At 68.0% G+C, this 12,202-nt stretch carries 10 protein-coding genes; 5 read left to right on the top strand and 5 right to left on the bottom strand.

Annotated elements, in window-relative coordinates:
- The coding region (locus WBV89_RS08980) for a 6-phosphofructokinase (RefSeq protein ID WP_423980997.1) at positions 1-1,026 on the top strand (1,026 nt) is incomplete at its 5' end.
- Between the two features lie 12 nt (positions 1,027-1,038).
- Here the strand turns inward: WBV89_RS08980 and WBV89_RS08975 are convergent.
- From WBV89_RS08975 to WBV89_RS08965, 3 genes are read right to left on the bottom strand one after another with little or no spacing between them, the layout of a single operon-like run.
- Positions 1,039-2,019, bottom strand: coding sequence for an NAD(P)-dependent oxidoreductase (locus WBV89_RS08975; RefSeq protein WP_423980996.1), 981 nt, complete (start codon positions 2,017-2,019; stop codon positions 1,039-1,041).
- On the bottom strand, positions 2,016-2,630 hold the full coding sequence (locus tag WBV89_RS08970; protein ID WP_423980995.1) for an HD domain-containing protein: 615 nt from the start codon (positions 2,628-2,630) through the stop codon (positions 2,016-2,018). The genes WBV89_RS08975 and WBV89_RS08970 overlap by 4 nt, the downstream gene beginning before the upstream one ends.
- Complete coding sequence (locus WBV89_RS08965) at positions 2,627-3,793, bottom strand: TauD/TfdA family dioxygenase (protein WP_423980994.1); 1,167 nt, start codon at positions 3,791-3,793, stop codon at positions 2,627-2,629. Before WBV89_RS08965 ends, WBV89_RS08970 begins: the two co-directional genes overlap by 4 nt.
- 86 nt (positions 3,794-3,879) lie before the next feature.
- Between WBV89_RS08965 and WBV89_RS08960 the strand changes: the two genes are divergently transcribed.
- Genes WBV89_RS08960 through selD form a run of 3 tightly spaced genes read left to right on the top strand, consistent with a single transcriptional unit; the run spans position 3,880 to position 7,427 of the window.
- The gene (locus WBV89_RS08960) at positions 3,880-4,782 is read left to right on the top strand and encodes a LysR substrate-binding domain-containing protein (protein ID WP_423980993.1); all 903 of its coding nucleotides are present in this window, start codon (positions 3,880-3,882) and stop codon (positions 4,780-4,782) included.
- Positions 4,783-4,840: 58 nt separating this feature from the next.
- Positions 4,841-6,346, top strand: a complete 1,506-nt coding sequence (locus WBV89_RS08955; RefSeq protein WP_423980992.1) for a carboxypeptidase M32 — start codon at positions 4,841-4,843, stop codon at positions 6,344-6,346.
- A gap of 40 nt (positions 6,347-6,386) precedes the next feature.
- On the top strand, positions 6,387-7,427 hold the full coding sequence (gene selD / locus WBV89_RS08950; protein WP_423980991.1) for a selenide, water dikinase SelD: 1,041 nt from the start codon (positions 6,387-6,389) through the stop codon (positions 7,425-7,427).
- On the opposite strand, the gene WBV89_RS08945 is transcribed toward selD, so the two are convergent.
- Positions 7,414-8,256, bottom strand: coding sequence for an acyl-[acyl-carrier-protein] thioesterase (locus WBV89_RS08945; protein ID WP_423980990.1), 843 nt, complete (start codon positions 8,254-8,256; stop codon positions 7,414-7,416). The genes selD and WBV89_RS08945 overlap by 14 nt on opposite strands.
- A gap of 15 nt (positions 8,257-8,271) precedes the next feature.
- Here WBV89_RS08945 and WBV89_RS08940 point away from each other — a divergent pair, with 15 nt between their 5' ends.
- A complete protein-coding gene (locus WBV89_RS08940) occupies positions 8,272-10,272 on the top strand; it encodes a prolyl oligopeptidase family serine peptidase (RefSeq protein ID WP_423980989.1) in 2,001 nt (666 codons plus the stop codon).
- A 35-nt stretch (positions 10,273-10,307) separates the two neighbouring features.
- Here the strand turns inward: WBV89_RS08940 and WBV89_RS08935 are convergent, their stop codons facing one another.
- Entirely contained in the window at positions 10,308-12,113 is a 1,806-nt protein-coding gene (locus WBV89_RS08935; protein WP_423980988.1) for a flavin-containing monooxygenase, read from the bottom strand.
- Between the last annotated feature and the right edge of the window lie 89 nt (positions 12,114-12,202).

Below are 12,202 nucleotides of genomic sequence, written 5' to 3'. Positions count from 1 at the left end.
CTGAACCGCGGCTGGGAGGTCGTCGGCATCCGCGACGGGTTCAACGGGCTGATGTTCCCCGACGACTACCGCGACGGCGGACTCATCGAGCTGACGCGAGAGTCGGTCCGAGGCATCTCACATCTGGGCGGCACGATCATCGGGTCGACGAATCGCGGGAACCCGACGGCGTTCCCGGTCCTCCGCGACGATGGAACCTGGGTCGAGGTCGATCGCACCGACGAGCTCCTGGGCCGGTTCGACGACGCCGGCGTCGATGCGCTCGTCACCGTCGGTGGCGACGGATCGTTGACCATCGGCAACCACCTCCATCGCCACGGGCTCCGCGTGGTCGGGGTTCCCAAGACGATCGACAACGATCTCGACAAGACGACGACGACCTTCGGTTTCGACACCGCCGTCAGCTTCGCGACGGAGTGCATCGACCGGCTGTTCACGACCGCCACGTCGCACGGGCGGATCATCGTCGTCGAGGTGATGGGCCGCTACGCCGGCTGGATCGCGCTGCACGCCGGGATGGCGGCGGGTGCCCACTGTGTCCTGATCCCCGAGATTCCCTACGAGCTCGCGCCGCTCGCTGCGACGATCCGCCAGCGCGAGGAGCGTGGCGCGAAGTTCTCGATCGTCGTCGTCGCCGAGGGTGCGGTCCCCGCCGGTGGTGAGGTCTCGGCACTGGGCAAGGCCGTCGGGCAGGCCGAGAAGCTCGGCGGCGTCGGAAGTCGGGTCGCCGACGAGCTCCAGGAGCTGACCGGCAAGGAGGCGCGTTCGGTCGTGCTCGGCCATCTCCTGCGCGGTGGCTCACCCACCGCCACCGACCGACTCCTCGGTCTGCGATTCGGAGCCGCAGCGGTGCGCGCGCTCGACGGCGGCGAAGACGGTGTGATGGTCGCGCTCGATCCCCCGACGGTCACCTACGTCCCGCTCGCCGAGGCCGTGTATCGCATGAAGAGCGTCCCACCCGACTGCGACACGATCCTGACAGCCCGCGACCTGGGGATCAGCTTCGGCGACCGCATGCCCGACTGAGATCGGGCTGCATCACCCGCGACGAACCGGTACCTCGGCGCCGACCTCCTCGGGCTCGTCGTCGATCATCTCGGCGGGGAACCCGGGGGCGACGACCGACACCCCGGTGGCGTCCTCGAGTCGGCGGATCACGTTGGGCGACCATTCGCGACTGCCGTAGCGCTCGGCCGCGTCGGTGAAGATGTCGATCAACACCGGGTTCATCTCGAGCGGGACACCGACCCGGTCGGCGATCGACTGGAACAGGCCGATGTCCTTGAGGACGAGGTCCATCGTGAAGCTGATGTCACGCGAGCCGTTGAGGATGACCTGGCTCTCGGTCTCGTGGACGAACGAGTTGCCACTCGAGATCCGGAACGCCTCGTAGGTCGTTCCGAGATCGATCCCCGCCGCGGACATGGTGGTCAACGCCTCGGCGAGTGTGACGAGATTCGCGGTGGCGAGATAGTTGGTCGCGACCTTGAGCACCGACGCCGTACCGAGCGGACCGGTGTGGAGCACCCGTCGACCGAGCACAGTGAGCAACGGAAGGATCCGTTCGAACGTCGACCGCTCACACCCGGCGAAGATCGAGATGTTGCCGGTCGCGGCGCGATGACATCCGCCCGACACGGGGCAATCGACGGGCTCACCACCGCGCGCGATCACCTGTGTCCCGAGGCGGGTGATCTCGGCCTCGTCGGTCGTCGACATCTCCAGCCAGATCATGCCCGGCGTCCACGCCGACAGAAGACCGTCGGTGCCTTCGACCACGAGGGCGGAGGCCGCGGGGTTCGGAAGGCACGTGATGACCACGTCGCAACGCTCGGCGAGATCGCGTGGGGTCGCCGCCGACGATGCGCCGCGTGCGACGAACTCGTCGACGAGGTCGCTGTCGAGGTCGAGGACCACCAGCTCGAAACCGTTGCGCTGGACCGAGGCTGCGAGCTTGCCGCCCACGTTGCCGAGGCCGACGAACCCGATCGTGCTCGCCGTCGAGACCGGGATGGTCACGTGAACAGGCGCGGGGCGCCCGCAGCGGTGACGGTCGCGTCGTGTGCCGGGCGACCGAAGACCTCGTGCACCTCGTCGGCGAACGAGTCGAGGGGGTCGGTCCGGTGGTCGGGGTCGAACGAGGACTGATCCCACCGGGCACAGAACCCCGCACACAGATCGGCCCACGGATGGCCGGCGAACTGGTCCCGCCCGTTGCGGTCCCCGCCGAGCAGGTGCGCGAAGTACCAACTCTGGAACACGCCGTGCTGTTCGACGACCCAGGTGACCTCCTCCCGGACGTACGGCCGCAGCACCGCCGCGGCGTACTCGGCGTGGTTGTACGGCGCGAGTTCGTCACCGAGGTCGTGCACGAGCGCCGCCACCACCCAGTCGACATCGGCGCCGTCCATGCGCGCCCGGGTCGCGGTCTGGAGCGAGTGGTCGAGACGCGAGACGCGGTAGCCGCCGAGCGAATCCGACAGTCGTTCGAGACCGGCCAGGACGCGGTCACCGAGTCCCCGCGCGTGCTCCCGCTCCAGTCGATCGAGAAACGCGTAATCCTCCGCGGTGCCGTCCTCCATGGCCGTGAACGACACGGCGCCGTCGGGTGGTGTGGTCTGCTCGGTCATCGGCCTCGTCCTTTTGCGATCCTGCGCCGCATCATGAGCCTCCACAGCGTCGCGGGGCCGTCGTGATCGACGTAGCAGCCCTGGAGGTGGCGGTGTCCGACGGTCGGGTCGAACGGTCGGCGCCCGTGCACGACGCGATGGTTGTCGACGACGAGGACATCGCCGGGTTCCATCTTGAACTCGAGTTGGTGTGCTGGGGCATTGAGCCACTCTGCCAGCCACCGACGCGCTGCGTAGAAACCGTCCAGGACGTCCGGGTCGACGTACGGCGCGAAGTCGAGACGGGGCGAGAATCGCAACTGTCGCAATGTCCCGTCCGGTCGGAGATCGATCAGCGGCGCGGAGTCGACGACGACGTCGCTGCCGATGTCGTAGCGGAACTCGACGTCCAACCCGCAGAGGATCGCGTATCCGGCGGGATCCTGGACGCGCAGCGCCTCCACGGCAGCGAGCCCGTCGGCGACGGTCGATTCCCCACCGGGCGCACCGTTCACCAGCGTGTGGAGGAACTGCACACCCGGGGTCGGCCGTCGATACGGCTGGTCGAGATGAGCGCTCAGCCCGACAGCCGTGTACGCCAGGTCGTCGGGGACCGGGGCGCTGCGGACGTCGAACAGCGTCCCGAAGTTGGTCGCCGACACCCGACCGAACCGCCCAGCGACGTCCTCGAGCGTGCCCGGTGTCGTCGGGGTGCCCGTGATCAGGAAGACGCCGTCGCGATGGAATGCGCCGAGCACGTCGAGCAACCGGTCGGCATCGCGACACGCGTCGACCCAGGTGATCGTCGGCAGGTCGGCGAGACCCGTCCACGAGCGCGGGACGGGCGGGGCCTCGGGATCGTCCTGCATCCGACATCGCAGTTGCTCGATGCCGATGGCGCGTCGGCGGCCGTCGCTGAACCCGACATCGATCACACCTCGGTCGGTGATCTCCGCGTCGACGACGCAGAGGCCCGCGGGAACGTCGGTCGGCTCGAACAGTCGCTGGCCGGTCACGGGTTCGACGTCGCGTCCATCGAGTGAACGCTCGAGCAGCCAGAGCGCATGGACGACCCGGTCCACCCCGTCGACGCGGAGATGGAGCCGACCCGCCTCCGCCCATGCTGCAGCGCCGTCGGACGAACGGTTCGCTGCTCCCGTCGCACGCCTCTCGATCACGGTCACAGGTCCATCATCGTCATGCTCGGATCCTTCCGACAGAGGCCGAATATGCAGAGCACCATGTTCTCACGACATGGTATGGTCGGCCGATGCGCCCGCTCGTCGAACGCGCCGATCGCCTCCAACGTCTGGCGGCATTCGATGCCGCCGCTCGGCTCGGGAGCTTCACCGCTGCGGCGACCGAGCTCGGCTCGACGCAACCTGCCGTGACCCGGCAGATCCGTGCCCTGGAGCGATCGCTCGGACTCGTCCTCTTCGAACGGTCGGCGAACCGCAGCCGCCTCACACCGTCCGGGCGAGAACTCGCCGATGCGGTCGACGCTGCGTTCACGTCGATCGAACACGCCCTGAGCGCGCTCGGCGAGCAGAATGCCACGTTCGTCCTCGCGAGCCCGCCGGGGTTCGCCCAGCTCGTCCTGGTTCCGATCCTCGACCAGCTCCATTCCACGCTCGACACCGAACACGGGAACGATCTCCGCCTCTGGCTGTACGACCGGGATTCCGAACTCGAACACGGTGAAGCCGACGCGATGATCCGGATCGGTCGGGGTGAGTGGTCGGGACTCGATTCGGTCGCGTTGTTCGACGAAGCGGTCGTTCCGGTCGCGACCCACGCGTTCGCGGAGGAACACGGACTCGATGCACACTCGAACCCCGCCGACGTCCTGGCGGCCCCGCTGCTGCACATGGATGCCGCCGACCGACCGTGGATGTCCTGGGACGATTGGCTCGACCGTTTCGACCTGTCGCTCACACGGTCCCGGCGCGGTCTCGTGTCGAACGCCTATCCCACGATCGTCCAGCAGGCGTTGGCCGGCCGTGGGGTCGCGCTCGGTTGGCGCGGCGTGATCGACCGGCATCTCGAGGATGGTCTGCTCGTGGTGGTCGGGCCGGAGGTCACCAGCGATCGGTCCTACCGGCTCGCCTGGCCGATGGGTCGCCGCACACCGAAGGTCGACGCGGTGATCCGCTGGATGTCACCCGACCGATGAGGCACGATGATCGCCGCGGCCTGGCGGGCGAAGCGGTGCTCGTCGCTACGCTCGCAGGGTGAGTTCCGCCGACACGTTCCTCGCCAGATGGGCCGACATCACTGCGATCGGATCTGCGGCCGCGGTGCTCAGCTGGGACCAGGAGACGAAGATGCCCGCCGGTGGACAGGCCGGACGCGGCCAGACGCTGTCGGTGCTCGCGGGCCTCCAGCACGACCACCTCACCGACCCGGCCCTCGCCGAAGCGATCGATCGGGCGAGCGATGCCGCGGGCGACGATCCCGTGCTCGACGCTCAGGTCCGCATGGCGCGTCGAGACGTCGTTCGGGCATCGGCCGTGCCGGGAGACCTGGCCCGTCGGATGGCAGAGGTCCGGAGCCGAGCGCTCGGGGTGTGGCAGCAGGCCAGGGCCGACGCCGATTTCTCGAGCTTCGCTCCCGTGCTCACCGACGTCGTCGAGATGAGCAAGGAGCAGGCCGACGCGCTGGTCGCCGCCGGGATCGCAGAACATCGCTACGACGCACTCCTCGATGAATACGAGCCGGGGGCGACCGAGGCCCAGCTCGTCACCCTGCTCGGCGACCTCCGCGACCAGCTGTCACCGCTCGTCAAGGCCGTGACCGACAGCGGGGTCGTCATCGACGAGTCGCCCGCCACCGGAAGCTTCGCCGAGGCGGCTCAGCTCGAACTCGGCACCGTCGTCGCGGGCGCGCTCGGCTACGACTTCGAGTCCGGTCGACTCGATCTGTCGGCCCACCCGTTCACCACGGGGTTCGACCCGGGTGACGTCCGGATCACGTGGCGGCCCGAACCCGACGACTTCCGGCCGGGGCTGTTCGGGATCATGCACGAAGCCGGCCACGCGATGTACGAACAGGGGTTGCCGACCGAACTCGCGCGCACCCCGCTCGGCGCGGCGGTGTCGCTCGGGATCCACGAGAGCCAGTCCCGACTTTGGGAGAACCAGGTCGGTCGGTCGCGTGCGTTCTGGGAATGGGCACTCCCCCGGTTCCAGCAGGCGTTCCCCGGCACGGATTCGGTCACGGTCGAGGCACTGTTCCCGGCATTGCACACGGTCACGCCCTCGCTGATCCGGGTCGAGGCGGACGAGGCCACCTACAACCTCCACATCGTCGCCAGGTTCGAGATCGAGCGACAGCTGATCGCGGGCAGCGTCGAGGTGGCCGACCTCCCCGACCTGTGGAACGACACCTACGACGAACTCCTCGGCGTTCGCCCCACGTCGGTGACCGACGGAGTGCTCCAGGACATCCACTGGGCGATGGGGGCGATCGGATACTTCCCGACGTACGCGATCGGCAACCTCGTCGCGGCTCAGCTGTTCGATGCCGCGACCGGCGCGATCGACGACCTGCCCGGCCGAATCGCATCCGGAGACTTCGCTCCCCTCCTCGAATGGCTCCGCGACAACGTGCACCGGCACGGACGGGCGTTGTCGGCCGACGAGCTGGTCGAGCGCGCAACCGGCGTTCCGCTGTCGAGCGCTCCGTTCCTCGACTACCTCCGCACCACGACCGCCGACGTCTACGGAATCCGACTGTGATCACCCTTCCACCCACCAGAGCGACGGAAGGGGGACGACCATGACCGAGCGGGACCGCATTCGGCTGACCCAGTTCAGCCACGGGGCCGGTTGAGGCTGCAAGCTCGCTCCGGGCGAGCTGGCGCACGTCGTGCGCCATCTGCAACATGATCATCCCACCGAACTCCTGGTGGGTTCCGAGACCGGCGACGATGCTGCGGTCTGGCGTCTCGACGACGAGCGAGCACTCGTATCGACCGCGGACTTCATCACCCCGGTGGTCGACGATGCGCGCACCTGGGGTCGCGTCGCCGCGGCCAACAGCGTGTCGGATGTGTACGCGATGGGCGGTCGCCCGTTGTTCGCGCTGAACCTCGTCGGCTGGAACACCGATGAGCTGCCGACCGAGCTGCTCGGTGAGCTGCTGCGAGGAGGTCAGGACATCGCGACGGCCGGCGGGTTCGTGATCGTCGGCGGCCACACCATCGACGACCCCGAACCGAAGTACGGAATGTCCGTGACGGGCGAGGTCCACCCCGACCGGATCCTCACGAACACCGGCCTGCGTGCGGGACAGGATCTGATCCTCACCAAGCCGCTCGGGGTCGGCGTCCTCACCACCGCGATCAAGGCGGGGGTGGCAAGCGACAGCGAGGCGGATGCGGCCGTGGCATCGATGATCCGACTCAACGACATCGGGTCACAGCTGGCGGTCGAGGCGGGAGCGACGGGGTGCACCGACGTGACCGGCTTCGGGTTGCTCGGACACCTGGGACGGATGGCCCTCGAATCCACGGTGCGGTGCGAGGTCGACTTCGCCTCGATCCCGTTCCTTCCCGGCGCGATCGATCACGCGACCGCAGGCGTGATGCCCGGAGGAAGCCGTCGCAACCTGGATTGGGGTCGCGACCTCCTCGATGCCGGCGACCACGACGAACTCGACCGTCTGCTCATCGCCGATGCACAGACGTCGGGCGGCCTCATCTTCGGCATCGATCCCGGAGCGACGGCCGACGTCCTCTCCGCACTGATGTCGTCGGGACACACCGCCGCCCGGATCGGCACCACGTCGACCGGCGACCCCGGCATCATCCTGCGCTGAACGAGCCCGACCAACGGGCAGCGGCGAGCGTCGTCGACGCCGTCACCAGCCAGGCGGTGGTCGAGGAATCGGCGCGTTCGACCACCATGTCGATTCCAGCGTCGCCCGGTTCGACCGGTTGCAGGTACTCCATCTCCGCCCGACCGACCCGCGAGGTCTCGTCCAGTCGGGCGACCTCCTCGAGAAACGCCCACGTGGCGGCATTGTTGACGTGACCGAACGGATCGAGGTCGGTCCGGCGGATCGTCCATCCGCTCTCCGACCGAGATTCCGCTCCCGGCGCGGGAAGTGCGAGCCGTGCCGTCACCGTGCGACCGCCGGCGGTCGGTCCGTAGACATCGACGAAGTCGGAGGCGAGCCGCGTCGGACGACCCGACTCGATGTCGATCTGCACCCACAGGCTCACCGCATCGATCGCCGCGCCCCGCTCGCCGGTGATGCGGGTCCGCCGCTCGGCCCACGATCGACCCGTCCCCGCGCACCACGTCGCCACGACGAGCGGTTCACCGATCGTCGCTGCCACCCGCGTCTCGATGAGACTTCTCCTCACCAGCCACCCGAACCGACGGTCGAGTCCGGCATCTGACGCGTCATCGGTCGCCACATCCTGGAGCAGGCGCGCCGTGGCATCCAGTCGCATCCGACCATTGCGGTCGACGTCGCCGAGACGGACGCGACCATCCATGGTGAAGCGACGACCCCCGTCGGGCTCGGGCAGGAGTTCGATGGCGGGAGCGACGCTCGGCACGACGGGCATCTTGGCAGCTCCGAGGCCCGGAGGCGGCGGTCCGGGTTCGTCCATCACGTTGTCGCACTCGACGTGCCCCACCACTACCGTCGTCGGATGACATCGATCGATGACCGGTTCTCGGAACGGCACCACGCGATCGCCGTGCGGATGATCGACCAGCGGACGTGGGTCTCCGACGTCGCGCTGTCCCCCGACGGCCATCGCGTCGCGTTCGTCGTGTCCACCATCGATCTCGAATCGAACACGACCACCAGCCGGGTGTGGATCGACGGCACTCCGATCACCGCCGGCGACCACGACTCCCAGCCGACGTGGTCGCCCGACGGCCGTTCGATGGCATTCACGTCCACACGGGGTGCGGAGAAGTCCGCATCGACGCTCCATGTGATTCCCATCGCGCAGCCCGGCGAGACGCGCACCGTCTGCACGATGCCCGACGGTCTGGGCGACCTCGCCTGGTCACCCGACGGAACGACGCTCGCCTTCACCAGCCGCACGCGGCACGCGCGGTACTCGCTCGACGACGTCGCGCGGCAGCCCCCACGCAAGATCGAGCGGTTCTTCGCCCGGCTGAACGACGAGGACTGGATCTTCGACCGACCGCAGCACGTGTACGTCGTCGCCGCGGACGGCACCGGCCGACCGCGGAACCTGACGCCGGGCGAGTTCCAACACAGCGGGGTGTCGTGGGCGCCGGACTCGACCGCCATCGTCACGTCGGCGCAGCGCCACGCCACGTGGGACTCCGACCTCGCCCACGATCTCTACGTCGTTCCGGTGAACGATGACGACCGCTCGGTCGAGGAGATCCGATGCCTGACGGCACACGACGGGACGTATTCACATCCGAGCGTGTCCCCGGACGGGACGCAGGTGGCGTTCCTCGGCTATGGCGATCTGCGCACGTTCCCCCAGAACACCGCGGTCGGTGTGATTCCGTTCGACGCCCGGTCGACCGAAGCCGACATCACGTGGGCGTCGTCCGGTCTCGACCGAGCGTTCTTCCCGACCGAAGGTGTCCGAGCCCCGGTGTGGCGCGACGACATCTCGGTGTTCGCCACGGCCGAGGACTGCGGCGAAACCCACCTCTTCCACGTGTTCATCGACGGCTCACAACCTCCCGAACCGCTCAGTGACGGGGCGCTGGTCGTCACCGGTTTCGACGCCGCCGCCGGTGCGATCGCCACGATTCGCAGTTGCGTGGACCATCCGGCCGAGGTGTACCTCGAGGGCGTGCGGGTCTCCCGCGTCGCCGACCGATGGGCGACCGGGCTGCTGCCGTGGGAGAAGTTCGAGGTCCCGACCACCGACGGAACGGACGTGATCGATGCCTGGATCATGCGCCCCGCCGACTTCGATGAGCACGGTTCGTATCCGGTCCTGCTCGACGTCCACGGCGGCCCGTTCACGCAGTACGGCGAAGGCTTCTTCGACGAAGCCCAGATGCAGGCCGCAGCCGGGTTCGTCGTCGTGATGGGAAACCCCCGTGGTGGGAGCGGCCGACACACGGAGTGGGGGCAGGCGATCCTCGGACCGAAGCATCCGGTGTCGCCCGGGTCGGGGTGGGGCGGCCTCGACGCCGACGACGTGCTGGCGATCATCGACACCGTCCTCGATCGGTTCACGTTCTGCGACCGCGACCGGGTCGGCATGCTCGGCGGCTCGTACGGCGGGTACATGGCCACCTGGCTCGCAGCCAACCACGACGGACGCTTCCGAGGCTTCTGTTCCGAACGGGCCGTGAACAATTTGCTCTCGGAGGAATGGTCGAGCGACATCGCGACCGCCTTTCGCACCGAACACGGGACGGTCCACATCGACGACCCAGCCCGCTACGAGGAGCACTCGCCGATCCGCGACGTGCGCGACATCGATCGACCGATGTTGCTGATCCACTCGGAAGAGGACTATCGGTGTCCGATCATCCAGGCCGAGGAGCTGTGGATCGCGCTCAAGCTGCTGGACAAGCCCGTCGACTTCTATCGCTTCCCCGGCGAGAACCACGAGCTGTCCCGCTCGGGTTCGCCCGTCCATCGCGTGCAGCGCGCCGTGATCATCCTCGACTGGTTCGCCGACAAGCTCGCCCCGCGCTGAGCGTTACGTAACGGGTCTGACCCGTTACGTAACGCTCACCGGAAGTCGACGCCCTCGAAGTCACCGGAGTTGCGCCACCGGTCGATGTGTTCGAAGTACGCCACCGGGCCCTCGGGATAGCCCAGCGTGTTGCGGATCGCTCGCTCATCGGTACCGCGTCCCTCGTTGTTGTAGTACCCCGGCGTGCACGTCGGGTCGCCGCCGAACGTGCGGCCACCCGCCTCGAGCTTGGCGACCCATGCCGCCTCGGCTTCGACGCTCACCTCGACCTCATCGGCGCCGATGGCATCGGCGTGAGCGATCACCGTTGCGATCGTCTCCCCCGCCTCGGTGAGGTTGTGCGGAACGTTCGAGATCAGGTTCGCGCCCTGCGTGGGGCTGACGATGAACATGTTCGGGAAGCCGTGGACGTGGATGCCGTGGAGACTCGTCATTCCGTCGGCCCAGTGCTCCGACAGCAACTCGCCATCGCGCCCGGTGACGTCGTATCCCCATCGGCGGGTGAACTCGGTTCCGACCTCGAACCCCGAGGCGTAGATGATGCAGTCGAGCTCGTACGTGACGCCGTCGACGACGACCCCGGACTCGTTGATCTCCTCGACTCCTCGCCCGTCGGTGTGCACGAGGTGGGTGTTCTCCGCGTTGTACGCATCGAGGTACTGATCGTGGAAGCACGGACGTTTGCACAGCTGCCGGTACCAGGGCTTGAGCGCCTCGGCGGTCCGCGGGTCGGCGATGATCTCGTCGACCCGACTGCGGATCTCGGACATCTTCTCGTCGTCGCTGTCGTGGTAGGCGGCGAGCATCCCCTCCGGCGACAGGTCCGGTTCGGGAGCCGACAGCAACTTGTCGCGGATGCGTTGCGAGATGTCGGTCCATCCATCCATCACGAGGTCCTCGTCGGCGAACCCGCCCGTCTGGAGCGTGGTGAAGTTCTCCATCCACCGCTTCTGCCAGCCCGGCTCGAGCGTGGCGAACCACTCCGGATCGATCGGACGGTTGTTGCGGATGTCGATCGACGAGGGCGTGCGCTGGAACACGAACATCTCACCCGCCGCCTTCGCCAGGTGCGGCACACACTGGACGGCGGTCGCACCGGTTCCGATGATCCCGACTCGCTTGTCGGCGAGTTCCGTCATCGGCGCACCGCTCGGGTCGCCTCCCGTGTAGGCGTAGTCCCACCGACTCGTGTGAAAGCTGTGCCCCTCGAAGCGTTCGAGGCCCGGAATTCCGGGGAGCTTGGGCCGGTGGAGAGGCCCGGTACCCATCGCGACGTACTTCGCGCGCATCGCGTCGCCACGATTGGTGCGGATCGTCCAACGGCCCGACGCGTCGTCCCATTCGACCCCGGTGACCTCGGTCGAGAACACCGCGTTGTCGTACAGACCGAAGTGCTGTCCGATCCGTCGACAGTGTTCGGCGATCTCGGGTGCGTGCGTGTACTTCTCGGTCGGCATGTGACCGGTCTCTTCGAGCAACGGGAGGTAGATGAACGCTGCGGTGTCGCACTGCGCTCCCGGATACCGGTTCCAGTACCACGTGCCGCCGAAGTCGCCGCCCTTCTCGATGACGCGCACATCGGTGATGCCCGCCTGGACGAGCTTGGCTCCCGTGACGAGGCCCGCGAACCCACCGCCGATGAACGCGACCTCGACCTCGTCGGTGAGCGGTTCCCGCGGTTCGGGTTCGGCGTAGGGGTCGTCGAGGAAGTGGGCGAACCGACCGACCGGCTCGACGTACTGGTCGTTGCCGTCGCCGCGCAGGCGCTTGTCGCGTTCGGCGGCGTACTTGCGGAGCAATGCGTCCCGGTCGATCTCCCCGATGTCCCCCTGCAGCGTCATCGACTCAGTCTGACAGCTACTTGCGCTCCACAACCAACGTGATCGCGTGAGGTGTCTGCGCCCACCGGCCGCACACACCTCACGCGAAC

The organism is Ilumatobacter sp. (assembly GCF_049588435.1).
GTDB lineage: Bacteria > Actinomycetota > Acidimicrobiia > Acidimicrobiales > Ilumatobacteraceae > Ilumatobacter_A.
The sequence above is the reverse complement of the archived record's forward strand: the minus strand, read 5'-3'. Positions and strand labels throughout refer to the sequence as shown.

Excerpts from the sequence above, each read along its gene's own strand:
- WBV89_RS08940 (WP_423980989.1), top strand. The coding sequence starts at position 8,272 with ATGACATCGATCGATGACCGGTTCTCGGAACGGCACCACGCGATCGCC.
- WBV89_RS08960 (WP_423980993.1), top strand. The coding sequence starts at position 3,880 with ATGCGCCCGCTCGTCGAACGCGCCGATCGCCTCCAACGTCTGGCGGCA.
- WBV89_RS08935 (WP_423980988.1), bottom strand. The coding sequence starts at position 12,113 with ATGACGCTGCAGGGGGACATCGGGGAGATCGACCGGGACGCATTGCTC.
- WBV89_RS08970 (WP_423980995.1), bottom strand. The coding sequence starts at position 2,630 with ATGACCGAGCAGACCACACCACCCGACGGCGCCGTGTCGTTCACGGCC.